The sequence below is a fragment of the Piscinibacter sp. HJYY11 genome (genome assembly GCF_016735515.1).
Taxonomy (GTDB): Bacteria; Pseudomonadota; Gammaproteobacteria; order Burkholderiales; family Burkholderiaceae_C; genus Rhizobacter.
In genome coordinates this window covers 2489616-2512835 of sequence record NZ_JAERQZ010000001.1, presented here as the reverse complement: position 1 = coordinate 2512835, position 23220 = coordinate 2489616, and the positions used below count along the sequence as shown (strand labels likewise).

The following is a 23220-nucleotide window of genomic DNA, read 5'->3' as shown; positions in this document are numbered from 1 at the left end:
GCATGAGCACGAAGACCTTCCGACTGAACGCGTGGCTGCAGGCCACACCCTTCACCCTCGTCTTCGTGCTCTTTCTCGTCTTGCCGCTGGTGCTGGTGGCGATCGTGAGCTTCTGGCGGGCGACCGACTACGAGCTGATCCCCGCCTTCACCGCACAGAACTACATCGACGTCTTCAACGGCTGCGGCAGCACGAGCGAACTGTGCGTCACGCTGAAGACCTATCTCTCCACGCTCAAGTTCTGCTTCCTCGTCTGGCTGATCACGCTCGTGATCGGCTTCACCGTCGCGTATTTCCTCGCCTTCCACGTGCGCTCGGTGGGCGCGCAGACGCTGCTCTTCATCCTGTGCACCATCCCGTTCTGGACGTCGAACGTGATCCGCATGATCTCGTGGGTGCCGCTGCTGGGGCGCAACGGGGTGATCAACCAGGGCCTGCAGGGCGCCGGGCTGATCGACACGCCCATCGAATGGCTGCTCTTCAGCGACTTCTCGGTGGTGCTGGCCTTCGTGCACCTGTACACGATGTTCATGATCGTGCCCATCTTCAACTCGATGATGCGCATCGACCGCGCCCTGCTCGAAGCCGCACGCGACAACGGCGCCACCGCCTGGCAAACGACCTGGAACGTGATCGTGCCGCTCAGCCGCACCGGCATCATCATCGGCTCGATCTTCGTCATCACCATCGTGATGGGCGACTTCGTGACCATCGGCGTGATGGGCGGGCAGCAGATCGCCTCGGTCGGCAAGATCATCCAGGTGCAGACCTCGTACCTGCAGTTCCCGATGGCGGCGGCCAATGCGGTGATCCTCCTGATCGTCACGCTGATGATGATCTGGGGGCTGACCAAGCTCGTCGACATCCGCAAGGAGCTGTGAGATGAACGAAGGCAAACGCCCCGGGAGCTTCTACGCGCTGGCGGCCGTCTTCGGCCTCTTCGTGCTGTTCCTCTACGGCCCGATGTTCACCATCTTCGTGCTGAGCTTCCAGGGGCCCGAAGGTGGCTTGACCTTCCCGATGCGCGGCGTGTCTTTCCACTGGTTCGGCAAGCTGTGGGAAGGCATGGGCGTGGTCGACATCGCCGCCGCCTTCCGCCGCTCGGTGGCGCTCGGCACCGTGGTGATGCTCTTCACCGTGCTGCTGTCGCTGGGCGCGGGGCTCGCGTTCCGCAAGAGGTTCAAGGGCTCGGGGCTGCTCTTCTACACCTCGGTGGCCAGCCTCATCATGCCGTCGATCGTGGTCTCGCTCGGCATCGGCCTGCAGTTCCGCCTCATCGACACCGCGCTCAAGAGCGGGCTCGAGGCCATCGGTCTCGGCGGCTGGCTCGAAGGCTACGGCACCGCGATGGGCCTCTACACCTCGGCGCTGGGCGCGCACCTCACCTGGACGCTGCCCTTCGGCCTCCTGATCATGCTGGCCGTCTTCAACCGCTTCAACCCGGCGTACGAGGAAGCGGCCGACGACCTCGGCGCCACGCCCTGGCAGAGCTTCCGCCACGTGGTGCTGCCGCTGATCGCGCCCAGCCTCGTCGGCGTGGGCATGTTCGGCTTCACGCTGAGCTGGGACGAGATCGCCCGCACCTCGCAGGCCATCGGCGACGTCAACACCCTGCCGCTGGAGCTGCAGGGCCTCACCAGCACCGTCACCACGCCGGCCATCTATGCGCTGGGCACGGTGACGACGGTGGTGTCGTTCGCGGTGATGGGCGGCACGCTGCTGCTCATCCGGCTGCTGAAGAAGAAGCCCGCCCGCACCTGACAATGCGGCATGCCTCGACCGCGCAACGCCATTGCCCGTGACACCGTCGCCGAAGCGGCCGCGCCCGTGATGGCCGCCGACCGTGTCTACGACGCAATCTATGCCGCCGTGATCGACCACCGCCTGCCGCCCGGCACGCGCCTGCGCGAGGAAGAGCTGGCCGAGACCTTCGCCGTGTCACGCACGCTGGTGCGCCAGGCCCTGCACAAGCTCGCGCAGGACAACGTGATCGTGCTGCGCCCCAACCGTGGTGCCCAGGTGCCCGAGCCCACGCGGCGCGACGGCGAGCATGTGTTCGACGCCCGCCGGGTGGTCGAGTGCGAGGTGGCACGCCGCCTCGTCGGCAAGCTCACGGCGGGGCAGCTGGCCGAGCTGAAGCAGATCGTCGAAGCCGAGGCGCGCGCCACCCGGTCGCAGGACAAGCAGGAGGCGATCCGCCTGTCGGGCGAGTTCCACCTGAAGCTCGCGCAGATGAGCGGCAACCCGATCTTCGTGAGGCTGCTGGAAGAGCTGCTGCCCACCACCTCGCTGCTGATGGCGCTCTACAAGGCCCCGGGCGAACCGATGTGCGTGGCGCACAGCCACCGCACGCTGCTGCAGGTGATCGGCAAGGGCGACTCGGCCACGGCCGCCGCCACCGAGATGAAGCGGCACCTGAACGAGATCGAACGTTCGCTCTCGCAGCCCATGCCGCGCGCCGCGGTGCCCCTGCTCGACGTCTTCAAGGGCTACCGCGAGGCCTGATCACGCCGCCAGCTTGAAGGCCTGCGTCAGCTGCGCCAGCTGGTGGGCCTGCTGCTTCAGGGTCTCGGCGGCGGCGGCCGCCTGCTCCACCAGCGCCGCGTTGCGTTGCGTCGACTGGTCGAGCTGGCCCACGGCCGTGTTGACCTGACCGATGCCCTCGGACTGTTCGTTGGCGGCATTGTGGATCTCGCCCACCATCGTGGTCACCTGCTCGATCTGGCGGCGCACTTCCTTGATGGTGCGCCCGGCATCGTCGACCAGGCGGGCGCCGTTCTCGACCTTCTCGCCGCTTTCCTGGATCAGCGCCTTGATCTCGCGCGCCGCCTGGGCGCTGCGCTGCGCCAGCGAGCGCACCTCGCCGGCCACGACCGCGAAGCCGCGGCCCTGCTCGCCGGCGCGTGCCGCTTCCACCGCGGCGTTGAGCGCGAGGATGTTGGTCTGGAAGGCGATGCCGTCGATCACGCCGATGATCTCGCCGATCTTGCGGGCCGAGGCGCTGATCTCGCCCATCGTGCCCACCACGTCGTCGACCACCTGGGCGCCTGCGCCCGCCACGCCGGCCGCGCCGATGGCCATGGTGTTGGCCTGCTGGGCGGTGCCTGCGCTCTGACGCACGGTGGCGGTGAGCTCGGTCATCGAGGCCGCGGTCTGCTGCAGGCTGGTGGCCTGGGCCTCGGTGCGGCTCGACAGGTCCTGGTTGCCGGCGGCGATGTCGCTGGCCGCGCTGTTGACCTGGTCGCTGGCATGGCGCAGCTCGCTCACGATGCGGCGCAGGCCATCCTGCATGGTCGAGAAGGAGCGCATCAGCTGCCCCAGCTCATCTTCGCCCTGGGGATGGATGTCGTGCGACAGGTCGCCGTTGGCCACCCGCGAGGCGGCATCGATCACGTCGCGCAGCGGCCTCACGGTGGCGCGGGTGATGGTGAAGGAGATCACCGCCCCGCCGAGCACCATGGCGGCGGTGATGGCGATGACCACCGCCAGCACCGTGTGGTACGTGCGCTCGGCGCGCTGCACCGATTCGCGCGAGGTCGTCACGTTGTGGGCCGAGGCGGCCTGCACCGCCTGGCTCAGCGCGTCGCCGGCGGCGCTGGCTTCGCCCATCACGACGCCGCGCAGGTCCTGCGCCTTGGCGATGTCGAGTGCCAGCGGCTCGATCTTGGCGAAAGCAGCCTTCGAGGCTCGCAGCTTCTCGTCGATGGCCTTCCACAACTCGGCGGCACGCGCATCCGACAGCAGCGTCTGGTGCGCCTGGTGGTGCTGCGTGAGGGCGGCGAACGCTGTCGCGGCGCGCGCGAGCTGGTCCTTGCGGGCCTGCGGGTCGAATTCAAGCAGGATCTGCAGCTGCGCCTGGCGGATGCGCTGCAGCTCGCTGTCCATGGCGGCGAAGGATTCGAGCGAGGGCACGGTCTTCAGCGCCACCTCGTCGAACTCGTGCTTGAAGCTGCCGAACTGCAGCAGGGACACCCCGGCCAGCACGCCGGAGGTGAGCAGGATCACCCCGAAGCCCAGACCCATGCGGGTGCCGATCTTGAGGTTGGAAAGGAGCTTCATCGGTTTGCCCGGTTGTCGTGGTATCGGTCTTATCGAACCGCGGGCGCATTGCTTGAGGGCGCCTCCGGGAAACCCCCGGTCGCCCGTGTGCGGTATGGCGCGGTTCAGGGCGACGCCGGGCTGAAGCGGTACACGCCGTCGGCGTCGAGCCGGCGGACGAGCTTGCCGGCGTGCCACAGCGCGTGCAGGTGCGCGATCGACTCGCCCATCGCAAACGTGGTCTGGTGCAGGTCGAGCTTGCGCTTGAAGAGCACGGTGAGCAGATCGGCCGCGCTTTGCGGCGCCTTGGCACAGGCGGCCATCACCTCGGCGAGCCGCTCGTCGTGGTGGGCCTGCAGCTGGTCGATGCGGGTGTGCAGGCCGGTGAAGGGCCGGCCGTGCGAGGGCAGCACCAGGCTGTCGGCCGGCAGGGCGCGCATGCGTTCGATCGAATCGAGGTAACGCTTGAGCGGGTCGCCTTCGGGCTCGTTCTCGTGCACGCCGACGTTGGTGGAGATGCGCGGCAGCACCATGTCGCCCGAGATCAGCACGCCAAGCTTCGGGCTGTGCAGCGAGATGTGCTCCGGGGCGTGGCCGTAGCCGACGTGGCAGCGCCACTCTGCTTTTTTGTCACCCGTGCCGATGCGGATCACATCGCCGTCGACCATGCGGCGGAAGCGCTCGGGCACCTTCGGCACCATGGTCGCGTAGTGGCCGCCGCGGGTCTGGATCATCTGCAGCGCTTCGGGGTCGGTGATGCCGTGGCGCTTGGCGAAGACGGGGGTGATGACACTCGCCTTGGCCGACGGGTTGCTCGACATGCGGGCGCCGTTGTAGTCGGTGCCGCTGATCCACAGGCGGCACTCATGCTCGGGCGTGGTCCAGCGCTCGGTGAGCCAGGCCGAGAGGCCGATGTGGTCGGGGTGCAGGTGGGTGACGATCACCCGCAGCACCGGCAGGCCCTGCAGCTCTTGGGCAAACACCTGCTCCCAGGCGGCGCGCGTCGCGTCGTTGGCGATGCCGCAATCGACGATGCTCCAGCCTTGCCGACCGTCGATCTCGTCGCGCAGCAGCCAGAGGTTGATGTGGTCCAGCGCGAAGGGCAGGGCCATGCGCACCCAGCGTACGCCGGGCGCCACTTCCATCGTGCGCCCCGGCTCCGGCATCACCTCGCCATGGGGGTAATTCAGCTCGTGTTCAAGGGCGTTCATGGAAAGGTTCTGCTCCTCGGTACACTTTACGTATACGTCAATTGAAGAGGCATTCTAGGGAGCCATGTCTGCCGCTGCTGTCACCCAGGTTTCAAGCCCTCCTGCGGGGCAGGCCACCACGTTCACCATCGGCGAGCTGGCGAAGGAGTTCGACCTCACCACCCGCGCCATCCGCTTCTACGAAGACTGCGGCCTGCTGCAGCCGCAGCGCCAGGGCCGCAACCGCATCTACACCCCGCGCGACCGCACGCGGCTCAAGCTCACGCTGCGCGGCAAGCGCCTCGGGCTCACCTTGAGCGAAGTGAAGGAGCTGGTCGACATGTACGAATCGCCGCGCGACACCGTGCCGCAGCTCAAGAAATTCCTCAGCGTGCTGGCGGTGCACCGCGCCCAGCTCGAACAGCAGATGGCCGACCTGAGCGTCACGCTCGACGAGGTGCGCAGCCACGAGAAAGAAGCCAAGCGGCTGCTCGCCCGCGGCGACAAGCGTTAACAGGAGACCCCCACATGAACCTGCCCGGCCTCAACTTCCAGCTCGGCGACGACATCGACGCCCTGCGCGAGAGCGTGCATGACTTCGCGCAGGCCGAGATCGCCCCGCGCGCCGCCGAGATCGACAGGAGCGACCAGTTCCCGATGGACCTGTGGCGCAAGATGGGCGCTTTGGGCGTGCTTGGTGTGACGGTGGGCGAGGAATACGGCGGCGCCGGCATGGGCTACCTGGCGCACATGGTGGCGATGGAAGAGATCAGCCGCGCCTCGGCCAGCGTGGGCCTGTCGTACGGCGCGCACAGCAACCTGTGCGTGAACCAGATCCGCCGCAACGGCAACGAGGCCCAGCGCAGGAAATACCTGCCCAAGCTCATCAGCGGCGAGCACGTGGGGGCACTCGCGATGAGCGAGCCGAACGCCGGCTCCGACGTCATCAGCATGAAGCTGAAGGCGGAAGACAAGGGCGGCTATTACCTGCTCAACGGCAGCAAGTTCTGGATCACCAACGGGCCCGATGCCGACACGCTCGTGGTCTACGCCAAGACCGAGCCCGAGCTCGGTGCACGCGGCGTGACCGCCTTCCTCATCGAGAAGGGCATGAAGGGTTTTTCCATCGCGCAGAAGCTCGACAAGCTGGGCATGCGCGGCAGCCACACCGGCGAGCTCGTGTTCCAGAACGTGGAGGTGCCGGCCGAGAACGTGCTGGGTGCCTTGAACGGCGGCGCCAAGGTTCTGATGAGCGGCCTCGACTACGAGCGCGCCGTGCTGGCCGCCGGGCCGATTGGCATCATGCAATCGGTGATGGACAACGTGGTGCCCTACATCCACGACCGCAAGCAGTTCGGCCAGAGCATCGGCGAGTTCCAGCTGATCCAGGGCAAGGTGGCCGACATGTACACCGTGCTGCAGGCCGCACGTGCCTACTGCTACACCGTCGGCAAGAATCTCGACGCGCTGGGCGAACAGCACGTGCGCCAGGTCCGCAAGGACTGCGCGAGCGTCATCCTCTGGTGCGCCGAGAAAGCCACCTGGATGGCCGGCGAAGGCATCCAGATCTTCGGCGGCAACGGCTACATCAACGAATACCCCCTCGGCCGCCTGTGGCGCGACGCCAAGCTCTACGAGATCGGCGCCGGCACCAGCGAAATCCGCCGCATGCTGATCGGGCGCGAGCTCTTCGCCGAGACGATGTGACAGACTGACAACCCTTCTGATGCACTGCAGCACTCTATGAGCCACGAACTCTCAGAACTCTTCGGCAACAACCTGCGCTGGGCCCGCGACGTCGAATCGCAGCGGCCCGGCTTCTTCACCAGCCTGCTCGCCCAGCAGGCCCCGCAGTACCTGTGGATCGGCTGCGCCGACAGCCGCGTCCCGGCCAACGACCTGGTGGGCCTGCTGCCCGGCGAGCTCTTCGTGCACCGCAACGTGGCCAACGTGGTGGTGCACTCCGACCTCAACTGCCTGTCGGTGATCCAGTTCGCGACCGACATGCTCAAGGTCAAGCACATCATCGTGGTCGGCCACTCCAATTGCGGTGGCGTCGCGGCTGCCTTGCGCGACCAGCGGGTCGGTCTCGCCGACAACTGGATCCGCCACGTGCAGGACGTGCGCAACCGCCACCAGAACTGGCTCGACACGGTGGACGCTGCCCAGCGGGTGAACGCCTTGTGCGAGCTCAACGTGATCGAGCAGGCGCTCAACGCCTGCCAGACCACCATCGTGCAGGATGCCTGGCGTCGCGGGCAGGAGCTGGTGGTGCACGGTTGGGTCTACGGCCTGCACAACGGCCTGCTGCAGGACCTGCACATGACGGTATCGAGCGCCGAGGAGGCCGTGCCGGCCTACGAGAAGGCCATCACCGAGGTCCGGGTGCGCTACACGCCCGACACGGCGGCTGACCTGGCCCCCGTCACCGCGCACGGCGCCCTATGAAGCGCATGGCGGTCTTCCCGCAGGAGCTCAACGACCTGCGCGCCTTCGACATCGCCAACGCGATGCTCGACGGCTTCGACCGCCACTACACGCTGTTCCGCGAGACCAGCGCGCAGGCCAAGAAGCGTTTCGAGTCGGCCGACTGGCACGGCCAGCAGCGGGCCCAGCGCGAGCGCATCGAGTTCTACGACATGCGGGTCGACGAATCGGCCGAGCGGCTGCAGACCGAGTTCAAGGCGAGCTCGCTGTCGATGAACGTGTGGCAGCAGGTCAAGCTGCACTACATCGGCCTGCTCACCAACCACCACCAGCCCGAGCTGGCCGAGACCTTCTTCAACTCGGTCACGACCAAGATCCTGCACCGCAGCTACTTCCACAACGACTTCATCTTCCTGCGCCCTGCGGTCAGCACCGAGTACATCGAGAACGAAGAGCCCTCCTTCCAGCCCACCTACCGCGCCTACTACCCCACCAAGGAGACGATGCGCGACACCTGGCTGCGCGTGGTCAGCAACTTCCAGCTGGCGCGCGACTTCGAAGACCTGGGCCGCGACGTCGACCATGTGCTCACCGCGGTGTCGCGCGAGCTGGGCGACTTCCGCCCGCGCGCCAACTTCCAGCTGCAGGTGCTGAGCTCGCTTTTCTTCCGCAACAAGGGCGCCTACATCGTCGGCAAGATCATCAACGGCTTCAACGAGACGCCGTTCGCGCTGGCCGTCCTGCACTCGCCGAGCTCGGGCCTGCTCATCATCGACACCATGCTCTTCGGCGAAGACGAGTTGCAGATGCTGTTCAGCTTCGCGCGCGCCTACTTCCTCGTCGACATGGAGATCCCCTCGGCGTATGTGCAGTTCCTGCGCTCGCTGATGCCGAGGAAGCCCCGCTCCGAGATCTACAACGCGCTGGGCTTGCAGAAGCAGGGCAAGAACCTCTTCTATCGCGACTTCCTCGCGCACCTGCGGCATTCGTCCGACAAGTTCCGCATCGCGCCCGGCATCAAGGGCATGGTGATGCTGGTGTTCGACCTGCCCTCGTTCCCCTTCGTCTTCAAGGTCATCAAGGATTTCTACCCCGCGCCGAAGGAGACCTCGCGCGAGCTCATCAAGAGCAAGTACCTGCTGGTGAAGACGCACGACCGCGTGGGCCGCATGGCCGACACGCTGGAGTACAGCAACGTGGCCTTCCCGCGTGCGCGTTTCGAGGAAGAGCTGATCGCCGAGCTGAAGCACTTCTGCCCGAGCCTGCTCGAGGAAGACGGCGACGACCTGGTGATCCGCCACGTCTACATCGAGCGGCGCATGATCCCGCTCAACATCTACCTGCAGGAAGCCGAACCCTCGCGCATGGCGCATGCGGTGGTGGAGTACGGCAACGCCATCAAGGACCTGGTGGCGGCCAACATCTTCCCCGGCGACATGCTGTGGAAGAACTTCGGCGTCACGCGCAACGGCAAGGTCGTGTTCTACGACTACGACGAGATCGAGTACCTGACCGACTGCAACTTCCGCAAGGTGCCCACGCCGCGCAACGAGGAAGAAGAGATGTCGGGCGAGGTCTGGTACAGCGTCGGCAAGCACGACGTCTTCCCCGAGACCTTCGGCCCCTTCCTGCTCGGCAACCCGTCGGTGCGCGAGGTGTTCATGAAGCACCACGGCGACCTGCTCGACGTGGCCTTCTGGCAGGGCCACAAGGACCGCATCCTCGCGGGCCATGTGCACGACGTGTTTCCCTACGACCCGGCCAAGCGCTTCAAGAACCAGCGCCGCCTGCGCGACGGCGCGCCGCCCGACGGGCGCGAACGGCGCCGCACCGAGCTGCAGCCCGAGAACCCCTCGGCGCTGGACAACAGCCTGGCCTAGCCCGAGGTCGAGCCATGAACTTCCGTGACTTCTTCGAGCTCGCAAGCTTCGTGGTCACGGTCGTGGGCTTGCCCTTTGCCATCGGCGTCTTCCTCTTCGAGCAGCGCCGCGAGCGCGAGAACGAAGAGGAAGAGGGCTACCAGCTGCTCTCGGACGCGTACAACGATTTCCTGAAGATCGTGCTCGCGAACTCCGACCTGCAGCTGCGCACCAACACCGCGCTGCCCAACCCCACGCCCGAGCAGAACGAGCGCATGCTCGTCATCTTCGACATGCTCATTTCGCTCTTCGAGCGCGCCTACCTGGTGGCGTGGAAGGACGACATGTCGCACACCGAGCAGCGCCGCTGGAACTCGTGGGATGACTACATGCGCGAGTGGTGCCGTCGCGATGATTTCTACAACGCCCTGCCGCTCTTGCTGCGTGGCGAGGACCCGGGTTTCCAGAGTTACATCAAGCGTGTCGCGCAGGAAGAGCGCGGCACCGTCATCCTGTCGTGAAGGAGCAGTTCCATGTCCACCGATTCCATCGTCATCGTTTCCGCCGCCCGCACGCCCATTGGCGGCATGCTGGGTGATTTCTCGGGCCTCGCCGCGCACGAGCTGGGCGCCGTCGCCATCCGTGCCGCGGTCGAGCGCGCCGGCATCCCCGGCGATGCCGTCAACGAAGTGCTGATGGGCAACTGCCTGATGGCCGGCCAGGGCCAGGCGCCGGCGCGCCAGGCGGCGCTCGGCGCGGGCCTGCCGCAATCGGCCGGTGCCGTGACGCTGTCGAAGATGTGCGGCTCCGGCATGCGCGCGATGATGTTCGCGCACGACATGCTGAAGGCCGGCAGCGCCGATGTGATGGTGGCCGGCGGCATGGAGAGCATGACCAACGCACCGCACCTGATGTTCGCGCGCAAGGGCGTGCGCTACGGCGCGGCGCAGATGTTCGACCACATGGCGATGGATGGCCTGGAAGACGCCTACGAGCGTGGCCGGGCGATGGGCGTGTTCGCCGAGGAGTGCGTGGCCAAGTACCAGTTCAGCCGCGAAGCGCAGGATGCGTTCGCCATCGCCTCCACCCAGCGCAGCAAGACGGCGAATGAAGACGGCAGCTTCGACTGGGAGATCGCGCCCGTCACGCTCAAGGGCAAGGCCGGCGACACCGTGGTCAAGCACGACGAGCAGCCCTTCAAGGCCAAGCTCGACAAGATTCCCGGCCTCAAACCCGCGTTCAAGAAGGACGGCACCATCACCGCCGCCAATGCGTCGAGCATTTCCGACGGCGCCGCTGCGCTGGTGCTGATGCGCGAATCGACGGCGAAGCAGATGAAGCTTTCGCCCGTGGCCCGCATCGTCGGCCACACGGTGCATGCGCAGGCCCCCGCCTGGTTCAGCACCGCGCCGGTGGGGGCGATCGACAAGCTGCTCAAGAAGAACGGCTGGTCGGTGAAGGACGTGGACCTGTGGGAGGTCAACGAAGCCTTCGCCGCGGTCACGATGGCCGCGATGCACGAGTTCAAGCTGCCGCACGAGATCGTCAACGTGCACGGCGGCGCCTGTGCGCTCGGCCACCCGATCGGCGCCAGCGGTGCGCGCATCGTGGTCACGCTGCTCGGGGCCTTGCGCAAGCAGGGCAAGAAGCGCGGCGTGGCGGCGCTGTGCATCGGCGGTGGCGAGGCCACGGCGCTCGGTGTGGAGCTCGTCTGAATGAACGTCCTCATCATCGGCGCCTCAAGGGGCATCGGCCTCGAGTTCGTGCGCCAGTACCGGGCCGACAAGGCCCAGGTCACCGCCACCGCGCGCAGTGACGAAGGCCTGCAGGCGCTGCGTGAGCTCGGCTCCACGGCGCTGCAGCTCGACGTGGCGAGCACCGAGAGCGCATCGCGCCTCGGCTGGCAGATCGAAGGCGCGGCCTTCGACGTGGCCATCGTGGTGGCAGGCGTCTATGGCCCCCGCACGCACGGCCTGCAGCCGCCCACCGAAGCCGACTTCGACGCCGTCATGCACACCAACGTGCTGGGCCCCATGCGCGTGATCCCGCAGATCGCCGATGCGCTTGCCCCGAATGCGAAACTTGCGGTGCTCTCCTCGCGCATGGGTTCCATCGGCTCGCGCAGCTCGGCCAGCGGCTGGCTGTACCGCGCGTCGAAGGCGGCGGTCAATTCGGTGCTGAAGGATGCATCGATCGTCCTGCAGGGCAAGGCGACCTGCGTGAGCTTCCACCCCGGCTGGGTGCGCACCGACATGGGCGGCGCCGGCGCCGACCTCGAAGTCGACGCGAGCGTGCGCCACATGCGCCGTGTGCTGGCCGGCCTCACGCCTGCCGACAACGGCAGATTCTTCGACCACGACGGAACCCCCATCGCATGGTGAGCCCTTTCTGGAGCCCGGTCGTCCGCGGCCTCGTGCCCTACGTGCCGGGCGAACAGCCGCAGATTGCCGGCCTCGTCAAGCTCAACACCAATGAGAACCCGTACCCGCCCAGCCCGCGCGTGCTGGCCGCGCTGCGCGCCGAGGTGGGCGAGGGCCTGCGCCTCTATCCCGAGCCCACCGGGCGCCGTTTGCGCGAGACCATCGCGCAGCACCATGGGCTCACGCCCGAGCAGGTGTTCGTCGGCAACAGCTCCGACGAGGTGCTCGCGCATGTGTTCATGGCGCTGCTCAACCACGCGCCGCGTCCGCTGCTCTTCCCCGACATCACCTATGCCTTCTACCCGGTGTACTGCGGGCTCTACGGCATTCCCTACCGTGCGGTGCCGCTCGCCGATGACCTGAGCCTGCAGCTCGACGACTACCTGCAGGCCGAGGCCGGCGCGATCATCTTCCCCAACCCGAATGCGCCGACGGGCCGAGCGCTGACACGCGCCGAGATCGAACGCCTGCTTGTCGCGCGGCCCGACACGCTGGTGGTGATCGACGAGGCCTATGTCGACTTCGGCGCCGAGTCGGCCGTGCCGCTGATCGCGCAGCACGCGAACCTGCTGGTGGTGCACACGCTGTCGAAGTCGCGCTCGCTCGCCGGCCTGCGGGTCGGCTTCGCGATGGGCCAGGCGCCGCTGATCGAAGGCCTCACGCGGGTGAAGGACAGCTTCAACTCCTACCCGCTCGACCGGCTGGCGACGGCGGGCGCCATCGCGGCGATCGAGGACGTGGCCTACTTCGAGCACACGCGCGATGCGGTGATCGCGACGCGCGAATGGCTGGTCGCCGCGCTGCACGCGATGGGTTTCGAGACCTTGCCCTCGCAGGCCAACTTCGTCTTCACCCGCCACCCGCAGCACGGCGGCGCCGCGCTCGCGGCGGCCTTGCGCGAGCGCGGCGTGCTGGTGCGGCGCTTCGCCCAGCCCGAGCGCATCGCCGACCACCTGCGCATCAGCATCGGCGACCAGGCGCAGACCGAGCGCCTGCTGCAGGCCTTGAAGGAAGTGACCCATGCGGCTGTCTGACGACCACCGGGCGATCCAGGAGGCCGTGCGCGCCTACGTGCAGGACCGCATCGCGCCCCAGGCAGCGCAGTGGGACAAGACCCACCACTTCCCCGCCGATGAACTGAAAGGCCTGGCGGCGCTCGGCTGCTACGGCGTGGCGGTGCCCACCGAGTGGGGCGGTGCGGGGCTCGACTACCTGAGCCTCTCGCTCATCCTCGAAGAGATCGCCGCCGGCGACGGTGCGACGTCGACGGTCGTGAGCGTCAACAACTGCCCGGTGTGTTCGATCCTCATGGCCTGGGGCAGCGAGGCGCAGAAGGCACAGTGGCTGAAGCCGCTTGCGAGTGGCGAGCTGCTCGGCGCCTTCTGCTTGACCGAGCCGCACGTGGGCTCGCAGGCCGATGGTTTGAAGACGACGGCCACGAAGGACGGCGGCGACTACGTGCTCAACGGCGTCAAGCAGTTCATCACCAGCGGCAAGAACGGCGACGTGGCGATCGTGATGGCGGTCACCGACAAGGCGGCGGGCAAGAAGGGCATCAGCGCGTTCATCGTGCCGACCACGGCACCCGGCTACATCGTCGCCCGCCTCGAAGACAAGATGGGCCAGCACGCGAGCGACACCGCGCAGATCCTGTTCGAGAACTGCCGCGTGCCGGCGGCCAACCTCATTGGCGAAGAGGGGCAGGGCCTGAAGATCGCGCTCTCGGGCCTGGAGGGCGGCCGCATCGGCATCGCCTCGCAATGTGTCGGCATGGCACGTGCAGCCTTCGAGGCCGCGCTGCGTTATGCGAAGGAGCGTGTCGCCTTCGGTGTGCCGATCTTCGAGCACCAGGCGGTGCAGTTCTCCTTGAGCGAGATGGCCACGCAGATCGAAGCGGCGCGCCAGCTCATCCACCATGCCGCGAGCCTCAAGGACGCCGGCCAGCCCTGCCTGAAGGAAGCCGCGATGGCCAAGCTCTTCGCCAGCGAGATGGCCGAGCGGGTGTGCTCGGCCGCGATCCAGGTGCATGGCGGCTATGGCTATGTGAGCGACTTCCCGGTCGAGCGGCTTTACCGCGACGTGCGCGTCTGCCAGATCTACGAAGGCACGAGCGAGGTGCAGAAGATCCTGATCGGGCGCGCGCTGGCCTGAGGCCGCGCGTCAAGCCACGCGCCGCCGCGCGCGTGTCGTCGCGGGACGTGCGCGCCCGTCGGGCCGGTGCGCCTTGACCCACTCGGAAAAGCCCTGCGCCGCCACCGACAGGCTGCGGTCGCGCGGGCGCACGAGGTAGAGGTGGCGCTTCAGCCCCGGCCACGCGAGAGGCCGCGTCACGAGCCCGGGCTGCTGGAAGTGGAAAAGCGTGAGCCAGGGCACGATGCTGATGCCCAGCCCGGCGCGCACCAGACCGGTCACGGTGGCCAGTTGTTCGACTTCCAGCAGCGTGTTCATCACCTGCGGGTGGGTGGCCGCATCGAGGTACTGCCGCACGCTCGACGTGCGCGACAGGTGGATGAAGGGCCAGGCCGCCACGTCACGTGGCTTCACGTCCTTCTGCTTCGCGAGCGGGTGATCGGCCGGGCAGACGAGGTGGAAGTCGTCGCTGCAGAAGGGCTCGGCCGCGAGCTCGGGCGTGTCGGCGCGGGTGGCGGCGAGCGCGAAGTCGGCACGGCCCGCGCGCACGAGCTCGATGCAGGGCTCGGAGAGCACGTCGGCCACCTGGATCTCGATGCCCGGGTGCCGCTCACGAAAGCCCGCCAGCACCTGGGGCAGCCACCCGGCCGCCAGCGAGGGCAGCAGCGCGATCGACACACGACCGCGGCGGCGTGCCGCCTGGTCCTGCACGCCGGCAAGCGCGCTGTCGAACTCCTCCAGCACGCGCCGCGCCGAGTGCTCGAACTCGCGGCCCTCCGGCGTGAGCTCCACTGAACGGGTGCTGCGGTCGAAGAGGCGCGGCCCGAGCGTCTCTTCGAGCTGGTGGATCAGCGCGCTGAACGCCGGCTGCGACAGGTGCGAGAGCGCCGCCGCGCGCGTGAAGTTGCGCTGCTCGGCGAGCGTGAGGAAGGCACGGAGCTGGCGGGTCGAGACGTTCATGGACAGGCGCGGGCAATTGATCTGGATTTTGGATCAACTGATCCGAAAGAACGAATTCTCAGCTCAATCGCATCTGCCTACATTCGCGGCAGGACGACACCCATCACCGCCGCGCGAGCGCGTGGCCGACAGGAGACTCATGACCCGCGTGCCCCTGCACATCGGCTGCGCCGCCGGCTTTTCAGGCGACCGCACCGATGCCGCCGCCCCGGTGGTCGATGCGCTGGTCGCATCGGGCGCTCCGTCGGTGCTGATCTTCGAGACGCTCGCCGAACGCACGCTCGCGCTGGCCCAGCTCGCGCGCCGCGAGCAGCCCGACGCCGGCTACGAGCCGCTGCTCGACGAGCTGCTGCGGCCGGTGCTCGCGCGCTGCCTGCAGCATGGCGTGCGCATCGTCAGCAACTTCGGCGCGGCCCATCCGATGGGCGCGACGCGCCGCATCCTCGCGCTCGCCGCCGAGCTGGGCCTCAGGGCGCCGCGCGTGGCGGTGGTCGAGGGCGACGACCTGATGGGCGACGCGCAGCGGCCGGTGCTCGCGCAGGCGCTGGGCACGCGCGGCGAGGGCCTGCGCATCGTCTCGGCCAACGCCTACCTCGGTGCCGAAGCGATTGCCGACGCGCTCACCGCGGGTGCCGAGATCGTGGTCGCGGGCCGGGTCGCCGACCCCTCGCTCACCGTGGGCCCGGCCCTCGCGCACTTCGGCTGGGCCCGTGACGACTGGGACCGTCTCGCGCGCGCCACCATGGCCGGCCACCTGCTCGAATGCGGCGCGCAGGTGAGCGGCGGTTACTACGCCGACCCGGGCTACAAGGACGTGCCGGGCCTGGCCACGCTCGGCTACCCCATCGCCGAGATCGACGCCGACGGCGGCTGCGTGATCACCAAGCCCCCCGGCAGCGGCGGGCGCATCGACGAACACACGGTGAAGGAGCAACTGCTGTACGAGTTGCACGACCCGGCCGCCTACCTCACGCCCGACGTCGTGGCCGACATCACCCAGGCCCGCGTCGAGCAGCTCGCGCCCGATCGCGTGCGCCTGTCGGGTGTGCGCGGCCATGCACGGCCCGCGGCGCTCAAGGTCAACGTGTGCCACGAAACCGGCTGGCTTGCCGAAGGCGAGATCTCGTACGCCGGCCCGCGCGCCGCCGAGCGCGCGCGCCTGGCGGCCGCCACGGTGCGCGAGCGCCTGCAGGGCCTCGGGCCATTGCGCGCCGACCTGATCGGCGTGGCCAGCGTGTTCGGCGACGACGCGGGCACCTGGCTCGAGGCCCACGCCGGCAGCGGGTCGCACGATGTGCGGCTGCGCCTCGCCCTGCACCATGCCGAGAAGCCACAGGCCGAGCGTCTGCTGCGCGAGGTGGTGGCGCTCTACACCTGCGGCCCGGCCGGCGGCGGCGGCGTGCGCACCGCGCTGCGCCGGCGCCTGGGCACGGTGAGCTGCGAGGTGCCGCGCGAGGCGGTGCCGTCGCGCCATGTGTTCGCCCATGAGGGAGGCCCGCATGACTGAGCACGCCACCCCGGTCGCCGTGCCGCTCTATCGCCTGGCCCATGCGCGCGCCGGCGACAAGGGCAACCGCTCCAACATCGGCCTCGTGGCCTGGCATGCCGAGCTCTGGCCGGTGCTGGTGGAACAGGTGACCGAAGACGCGGTGCGCCGGCACTTCGCGCACCGCCGCCCGAGCCGCGTCACACGCCACCTGCTGCCCACGTTGCACGCGATGAACCTCGTGCTCAACGACGTGCTCGACGGCGGCGTCAACGACTCGCTCAACCTCGACAGCCACGGCAAGGCGCTGTCCTTCCTGCTGCTGGAGATGACGGTGCTGCTGCCGCCCGCGCTGCAGCGCTTCGTCGTCGGCCCGCCCGACCGCGGCTGATCCCTGATTCACATGACAAACCTGGAGACAAGACCATGACGCGTTGGACCCTCACCTTCACCCTCGCCCGCCGGACGGCCATGATCGCGACGACGCTCGTCGCCTTCGGCGCTGCACACGCGCAGAGCTACCCGGCCAAGCCGGTCATCTTCGTCGTGCCCTTCGCGGCGGGCAGCGCGACCGACCAGCTCGCGCGCGCGATCGGCGAGTCCTTCACCGAGCAGACCAAGCAGCCGGTCGTGGTGGACAATAAGGCCGGCGCGAGCGGCATGATCGCGGCGCAGCAGGCGGCGCGCGCGCCGGCCGACGGCTACACGGTGCTCATCACCACCAACACCACGCATGCGGCCAACGAGCACCTCTACAAGAAGCTGGCCTACGACCCGGTGAAGGACTTCATGCCCGTGACCGGCCTCGGCAAGGGCGGGCAGGTGATGGTGGTCAACCCCTCCTCGCCGTTCAAGAGCGTGGGCGAGCTGGTGGCCTTCGCGCGCCAGAACCCCGGCAAGCTCAGCTTCGGCAGCGGCAGTTCGTCGAGCCGCGTGGCCGGCGAGATGCTCAAGCAGCTCGCGGGCGTGGACATCCTGCACGTGCCCTACAAGAGCAACCCGTTGGCCATCACCGACCTGCTGGGCGGCCAGATCGACCTCATGATCACCGACACCGCCACCGGCGTGCCGCAGGTCAAGGCGGGCAAGCTGCGCGCGCTCGGCTACTCCACGCAGAAGCGCAGCGCGCAACTGCCCGACGTGCCCACCATCGCCGAAGCCGGCGTGAAGGGCTACGACATGGGCTACTGGTTTGCCGCCTATGTGCCGGCCGGCACGCCGCCGGCGGTGGTGTCGCGCCTGAACGCGATCCTGGTGCAGGCCACCAAGGGCGCGGCCGCGAAGAGCTTCTACGAGAACGGCGGCAGCGAGGCCTGGACCACCACACCGCAGGAACTCGCGAAGTTCCAGGCCGAGGAAACGCTGAAGTGGGGCAAGGTGATCAAGGCCGCCGGCATCGAGGCCGAGTGAGCACGGTCCGCCGCATTTCCGTTCGCATCCACATCCGCTGATCTCCGGCGCGTCGCGCGCCCCTCGACACCTCATCCACCCGCACCCCGACGGCGAGCGCACGCCGTCGTGGGCGGAGCCTTGCCCTCACACATTGCGCCAGGAGACACGACATGAACTCATTCGATTCGCGCCCGCCGCGCCGACGCCGCAGGCACGGGCTCGGCTTCCTCGTCGCACCGCTGGCCGGCCTCGGCCTGCTCGCCGCCTGCGGCGGTGGCGACAGCGCACCGCCCGCGGCCGCCGCGCCGCTCGCCTGCGACGCCACGGCGCTCGCGTCGGTCGGCCTGCGCGATGCCGCGCTGCTCTCGGCCACGCCGTTGCCTGCGGGCAGCTACACACCGCCCGGTGCCGGGCCGCAAGCCAACCTGCCCGCGTTCTGCCGCATGACGGCGCGCGCCACGCCCACTGCCGATTCGCTCATCCACTTCGAGGTCTGGGTGCCGAGCGGCACGGCCTGGAACGGCAAGATGGTGGTCACGGGCAATGGAGGCTACAGCCCGTCGCTCAACTACGGCGACATGGCCTATGCAATGCGGCAGGGCTATGCGGTGGTCGGTGGCGACACCGGGCACCAGGGCGACCCCAACGCGATGTACTGGGGCGTGAGCCACCCCGAGAAGATCGTCGACTGGGGCACGCGCTCCATCCACGCGATCACCGGGCCGGCGCGCTCGCTCGTGGGCGCTCTCGCGGCACGCGACCCGAGCCGTGCCTACTACTACGGCTGCTCCACCGGCGGGCACCAGGCCTATGCGCAGATCCAGCGCTACCCCGCCGATTTCGACGGCGTGATCGCCGGTGCACCGGGCAACAACCGCACGCGGCTGAACGTCGAGTTCCTGCACCGCTTCCTGTCGAACCGGGCCACCGGCACCAACTCGCCGGTGATCCTCACGCCGGCCAAGGCCACGCTCATCACGCAGCGCGCGGTGGCCGCCTGCGACGCGCTCGACGGCGTGAGCGACGGCGTGATCAACGACCCACGCGCCTGCGACGCGACCCGTTTCGACGTGGGTGCGCTGCAGTGTGCCGGCGCCGATGACGCGAGCTGCCTCACCGCCGAGCAGGTCGAGGTGGCCCGCAGGATCTACGAAGGCCCGCGCAACCGCCGCACCGGCGCTCAGATCTACCCGGGCCTGCCGGTGGGCAGCGAAGCGGGCTGGCCGGGCTACTGGGGCGGCAGCGAGCCGGTGCGTGCCGACTACTGGCGGCTGTGGGTGTTCGAGAACCCGCAGTGGAACTGGTGGACCTTCGACTACGACCGCGACCTCGCGTTTGCCGACGCCAAGATCAGCCCGCTGGTCGACCAGACCAACGCCGACATTGCGGCCTTCAAGGCACGCGGCGCGAAGGCCATCGTCTATCAGGGCTGGCAGGACCCGGTGGTGAACGCCCTCGACACCATCGCCTACTACGACCGCGTGCGCACCCTGCAGGGTTCGCAGGCCGAGACGGACGCGTTCTTCCGCCTGTTCATGGTGCCCGGCATGGGCCACTGCTCCGGCGGCAGCGGCGCGACCCACTTCGGCAACCAGGGCGGCCCGTCACCGACGCCGAGCGCCGACCACGACGTGCTCATGGCGCTCGACCGCTGGGTCGAGACCGGTGCCGCGCCCGATCGCCTGATCGCCAGCCGCGTGGTGGGCGGGGCCACGGTGCGCACACGCCCCTTGTGCCCGCATCCGCAGGTCGCGACCTACAGCGGCACGGGCAGCACCGACGACGCCGCCAGCTTCACCTGCCAGTGACGCTGCCAATGACGGCAGCCCGACAAGGAGACATGACATGAACCGAACCTTCCTGCGCTGGAAGCCGATGCTGGCCAGCGCGCTCGCGGCCGTGCTCACGGCCTGCGGCGGCGGCAACGACGGCGAGGCCCCGCGCCCCACACCGCAGATGCGCCTGACCATCAGCGCCACCGAAGACATGCCCGGCAGCTACGTCACCGTGGGCCAGTACGAGCGCCTCACCGGCAGCCTCGCCGGCGAGGTGGACCCGGCCGACCCGAAGAACGCCATCATCCAGGACCTGCAACTCGCGCCGCGCAACGCACGCGGCATGGTCGAGTACAGCGCCGAATTCGTGATGCTCAAGCCCAAGGACATGAGCCGTGCGAGCGGCGTGCTGCGCTACGACGCACCCAACCGCGGCAACATCCTCACGATGGTGAACCCGGCCGCGACGCCCAGCGACGCGGTCTACCTCGAGCGGGGCTACGTCTTCCTCTATTCGGCGTGGCAAGGCGACGTGCCCAAGAGCAGCCCGGCGCGCCTCACGCTCACCGTGCCGGTGGCGCGCCACGCCGATGGCTCGTCGATCACCGGGCCCTACCGCAGCGAGCTCGTGCCCGCCACGGCCACGCCGGTGATGACGCTGCCGGGCGGTGTCTTCAACGGCTCGATGATCCCGTACGAGCCGGCGAGCCTCGACAACACGCAACCCGGCTACTCGCTCACGCGCCGCGTGAACGAGACCGACGCGCGCGTGCCCATCCCGCCGGCCGACTGGAAGTTCGCCAACTGCGACAACGCGGCCAATCCCTTCCCGGGCACGCCCGACGGCACGCGTGTGTGCCTGCGCGGCGGCTTCGACCCACGCTATCTCTACGAGCTGGTCTACGTGGCGCGCGACCCGAAGGTGATGGGCGTGGGCCTGGCGGCACTGCGCGACACGGTGAGTTTCTTCCGTGGCGCGGCGGCCGACGCTGCCGGCACGCCCAACCCGGTGGCCGGTGCGATCACACAAACGCTCGGGCAGGGCACCTCGCAGTCGGGCAATGCGATGAAGACCTTCCTGCACCTCGGCTTCAACCAGCGACTCGATGGCGGGCGTGTGTTCGACGGGCTCTACGCCCATGTGGCCGCACGCCAGACGAACATCAACACACGCTTCGCGGTGCCGGGCGGGGGTGGTGCCATCCGCACCGACCACACTGCCTTTGGCCAGACCGCGCCACGCGCGCTCGACAAGGACTACGTCGACCCGCTCACCGGCCGCCGCGGCGGCGTGATGACACGCTGCGCCGCCACCGGCACCTGCCCGAAGTTCTTCCTCGGCCTCTCGGGCACCGAGTTCTGGCAACTGCAGGGCTCGCCGGTGCTGACCGATGCCGACGGCTTCACCGACCTCGTGCAACCCGACAACGCACGCATCTACTACTACGCGAGCACGCAGCACGGCGGCGCCGGCGGCACGGCGAGCATCAACTACCAGCCCTCGACAGCGGTGTACCCGCGCGGCACGGTCACGCAGTTCAACGACACCTTCCGTGCGCTCTTCATCGCGCTCGAAGACTGGGTCGTGCGCGACGTCGCGCCGCCGGCGAGCCAGGTGCCGTCGATTGCCGCGGGCACGCTGGTGCGCCCCGAGCAGCTCGCCTTTCCGGCGATGCGCGGCCTCACCTGGCCGGTGGCCGGCACGCCGACCGCGATCCCCGACTTCAGCTACCGCGGCTGGTACAACGGCTACCGCGTGCTCGACTACGGGCCGCAGTACGTGCCGCAGGACGAGTCGGGCATCGCGACGCTCCTGCCGCCGCTCGTCGGGCGCGACTACGCGATCATGGTCCCGCAGGTCGATGCGCAGACGGGCCTGGCCACCAGCGGCATCCGCGGCATCGAGGTGCAGGCGCCGCTCGGCACGAGCCTCGAGTTCAACTACGTCGCCGCGCCCGGCATCGTCGACCTGGTGAGCCTCACCGGCAGCTACATCCCCTTCCACACGACGGAGGCGGCGCGACTCGCCGCGGGCGATATGCGCACATCGCTGGAGGCGCTGTACGGCAACCAGGCGGGCTACGTGGCCGCGGTGACGAACGCCGCGAACGCGCTCGTCGCGCAGCGCTTCCTGCTGCAGCGTGATGCCGATCTGCGCATCCAGCAGGCGGCGAGTGCCAACGTGCTGCCGCCCTGAACGCACCACCTCCACGTCACGCGAGGTGCGCCGTGGCGCGTGCCTCGCGTCCCGCTTTGGCGCAACGTACGTAGTTCCCACAAGCGCTCGTCCGCGGGTTTCCGCCATCAGCGGGGCCACGGTGCCATCCCTAGGATAAGAGTTCGCTCCGCACCCGAAGAGGGCGGGCATTCAGGTCCATCCGACCACACCCTAAGGAGACTTACGTGAGCACACCCGCACCTCAACGTCGCCGCTTCCTCAAGCACGCCACCGCCGCTGCCGCCGGCGCTGGCGCTCTCGCCACCCCGATGGTGTCGAACGCGCAGACGACCTCGCTGCGCTTCCAGAGCACCTGGCCGGCGAAAGACATCTTTCATGAATACGCCAACGACTTCGCCAAGAAGGTGAACGACATGGCCGGCGGCCGCCTCAAGATCGAGGTGCTGCCCGCAGGCGCCGTCGTGCCTGCCTTCCAGTTGCTGGAGGCCGTCAACAAGGGCACGCTCGACGGCGGCCACGGCGTGGTGGCCTACCACTACGGCAAGAACTCGGCGCTCGCGCTGTGGGGCTCGGGCCCGGCCTTCGGCATGGACCCGAACATGGTGCTCGCCTGGCACAACTACGGCGGCGGCAAGGCCCTGCTGGAAGAGATCTACAAAGCCATCAACATGGACGTGGTCTCCTACCTCTACGGCCCGATGCCCACGCAGCCGTTCGGCTGGTTCAAGAAGCCGATCGCCAAGGCGGCCGACGTGAAGGGCATGAAGTTCCGCACCGTCGGCCTCGCAGTCGACATGTACACCGCGATGGGCGCGGCGGTGAACCCGCTGCCCGGTGGCGAGATCGTGCCCGCCCTCGACCGCGGCCTGATCGACGGCGCCGAGTTCAACAACGCCTCGAGCGACCGTGTGCTCGGCTTCCCGGACGTGGCGAAGAACTGCATGCTGCAAAGCTTCCACCAGAGCGGCGAGCAGTTCGAGATCCTGTTCAACAAGGGCAAGTACACCGGGCTGCCCGCCGAGCTGCGCGCCATCATCGACTACGGCGTGCAGGCCTCGAGTGCCGACATGAGCTGGAAGGCCATCGACCGCAACTCGAAGGACTACGAGGAGCTCAAGAAGGCCGGCGTGAAGTTCTACAAGACGCCCGATGCCATCCTGCAGGCGCAGCTCGATGCGTGGGACGACATCATGAAGAAGAAGGGCGGCGAGAACCCGCTCTTCCAGAAGGTGCTCGACTCGCAGAAGGCGTTTGCCCAGCGCGCCAAGCAATGGCAGAACGACTACATGGTCGACTTCAACATGGCCTACAACCGCTACTTCAAGCGCGGCGGCACCAAGAAGGCCTGACGCGGCAGCGTTACA

General features: G+C 68.4%; 21 protein-coding genes. 18 read left to right on the top strand and 3 right to left on the bottom strand.

Translation table 11 applies throughout. The features are described from left to right. Positions 1-2 precede the first annotated feature (2 nt). Genes JI745_RS11550 through JI745_RS11540 form a run of 3 tightly spaced genes read left to right on the top strand, consistent with a single transcriptional unit; the run spans position 3 to position 2505 of the window. Positions 3-881: an ABC transporter permease gene (locus JI745_RS11550; RefSeq protein ID WP_201806345.1), complete on the top strand. Its 879-nt coding sequence runs from the start codon at positions 3-5 to the stop codon at positions 879-881. Position 882: 1 nt separating this feature from the next. Further along, complete coding sequence (locus JI745_RS11545; protein WP_201806343.1) at positions 883-1761, top strand: ABC transporter permease; 879 nt, start codon at positions 883-885, stop codon at positions 1759-1761. A gap of 9 nt (positions 1762-1770) precedes the next feature. Next, positions 1771-2505: a GntR family transcriptional regulator gene (locus JI745_RS11540; protein ID WP_201806338.1), complete on the top strand. Its 735-nt coding sequence runs from the start codon at positions 1771-1773 to the stop codon at positions 2503-2505. Here the strand turns inward: JI745_RS11540 and JI745_RS26770 are convergent, their stop codons facing one another. Further along, positions 2506-4059, bottom strand: a complete 1554-nt coding sequence (locus tag JI745_RS26770; RefSeq protein ID WP_310738586.1) for a methyl-accepting chemotaxis protein — start codon at positions 4057-4059, stop codon at positions 2506-2508. Positions 4060-4163: 104 nt separating this feature from the next. Then, positions 4164-5249, bottom strand: a complete 1086-nt coding sequence (locus JI745_RS11530; RefSeq protein WP_201806336.1) for an MBL fold metallo-hydrolase — start codon at positions 5247-5249, stop codon at positions 4164-4166. Between the two features lie 64 nt (positions 5250-5313). Here JI745_RS11530 and JI745_RS11525 point away from each other — a divergent pair, with 64 nt between their 5' ends. Genes JI745_RS11525 through JI745_RS11485 form a run of 9 tightly spaced genes read left to right on the top strand, consistent with a single transcriptional unit; the run spans position 5314 to position 14085 of the window. Beyond that, on the top strand, positions 5314-5742 hold the full coding sequence (locus tag JI745_RS11525) for a MerR family DNA-binding transcriptional regulator (RefSeq protein ID WP_201806335.1): 429 nt from the start codon (positions 5314-5316) through the stop codon (positions 5740-5742). Between the two features lie 14 nt (positions 5743-5756). Then, entirely contained in the window at positions 5757-6935 is a 1179-nt protein-coding gene (locus tag JI745_RS11520) for an isovaleryl-CoA dehydrogenase (protein ID WP_201806334.1), read from the top strand. Positions 6936-6971: 36 nt separating this feature from the next. Further along, entirely contained in the window at positions 6972-7676 is a 705-nt protein-coding gene (gene can, locus JI745_RS11515) for a carbonate dehydratase (protein ID WP_201806333.1), read from the top strand. Positions 7677-7681: 5 nt separating this feature from the next. Beyond that, positions 7682-9535 (top strand): bifunctional isocitrate dehydrogenase kinase/phosphatase, encoded by a 1854-nt coding sequence (gene aceK, locus JI745_RS11510; RefSeq protein WP_201806332.1) that lies wholly within the window; start codon positions 7682-7684, stop codon positions 9533-9535. A gap of 14 nt (positions 9536-9549) precedes the next feature. After that, on the top strand, positions 9550-10035 hold the full coding sequence (locus JI745_RS11505) for a hypothetical protein (protein ID WP_201806331.1): 486 nt from the start codon (positions 9550-9552) through the stop codon (positions 10033-10035). 12 nt (positions 10036-10047) lie between these two features. Continuing rightward, positions 10048-11229, top strand: coding sequence for an acetyl-CoA C-acyltransferase (locus tag JI745_RS11500; protein WP_201806330.1), 1182 nt, complete (start codon positions 10048-10050; stop codon positions 11227-11229). Continuing rightward, positions 11230-11895, top strand: a complete 666-nt coding sequence (locus tag JI745_RS11495) for an SDR family oxidoreductase (RefSeq protein WP_201806329.1) — start codon at positions 11230-11232, stop codon at positions 11893-11895. It begins immediately after the preceding gene. Beyond that, the gene (hisC, locus tag JI745_RS11490; RefSeq protein WP_201812494.1) at positions 11892-12968 is read left to right on the top strand and encodes a histidinol-phosphate transaminase; all 1077 of its coding nucleotides are present in this window, start codon (positions 11892-11894) and stop codon (positions 12966-12968) included. Before JI745_RS11495 ends, hisC begins: the two co-directional genes overlap by 4 nt. Next, entirely contained in the window at positions 12955-14085 is a 1131-nt protein-coding gene (locus JI745_RS11485; RefSeq protein ID WP_201806327.1) for an acyl-CoA dehydrogenase family protein, read from the top strand. The genes hisC and JI745_RS11485 overlap by 14 nt, the downstream gene beginning before the upstream one ends. Positions 14086-14094: 9 nt before the next feature. Here JI745_RS11485 and JI745_RS11480 read toward each other — a convergent pair whose 3' ends face one another. Next, on the bottom strand, positions 14095-15024 hold the full coding sequence (locus JI745_RS11480; RefSeq protein ID WP_201806325.1) for a LysR family transcriptional regulator: 930 nt from the start codon (positions 15022-15024) through the stop codon (positions 14095-14097). Positions 15025-15163: 139 nt separating this feature from the next. On the opposite strand from JI745_RS11480, the gene JI745_RS11475 reads away from it, so the two are divergent. The 6 genes from JI745_RS11475 (at position 15164) to JI745_RS11450 (ending at position 23205) form a co-directional block, all read left to right on the top strand. After that, positions 15164-16531: an acyclic terpene utilization AtuA family protein gene (locus tag JI745_RS11475; protein WP_201806323.1), complete on the top strand. Its 1368-nt coding sequence runs from the start codon at positions 15164-15166 to the stop codon at positions 16529-16531. Further along, on the top strand, positions 16524-16901 hold the full coding sequence (locus JI745_RS11470) for a hypothetical protein (protein ID WP_201806321.1): 378 nt from the start codon (positions 16524-16526) through the stop codon (positions 16899-16901). The genes JI745_RS11475 and JI745_RS11470 overlap by 8 nt, the downstream gene beginning before the upstream one ends. 80 nt (positions 16902-16981) lie before the next feature. Beyond that, positions 16982-17920 (top strand): tripartite tricarboxylate transporter substrate binding protein, encoded by a 939-nt coding sequence (locus JI745_RS11465; protein ID WP_236675254.1) that lies wholly within the window; start codon positions 16982-16984, stop codon positions 17918-17920. Between the two features lie 152 nt (positions 17921-18072). Continuing rightward, positions 18073-19710, top strand: a complete 1638-nt coding sequence (locus tag JI745_RS11460) for a tannase/feruloyl esterase family alpha/beta hydrolase (protein WP_201806317.1) — start codon at positions 18073-18075, stop codon at positions 19708-19710. 37 nt (positions 19711-19747) lie between these two features. Next, entirely contained in the window at positions 19748-21874 is a 2127-nt protein-coding gene (locus JI745_RS11455; RefSeq protein WP_236674967.1) for an alpha/beta hydrolase domain-containing protein, read from the top strand. A gap of 206 nt (positions 21875-22080) precedes the next feature. Further along, entirely contained in the window at positions 22081-23205 is a 1125-nt protein-coding gene (locus JI745_RS11450; RefSeq protein WP_201806315.1) for a TRAP transporter substrate-binding protein, read from the top strand. The last annotated feature ends 15 nt before the right edge of the window (positions 23206-23220 follow it).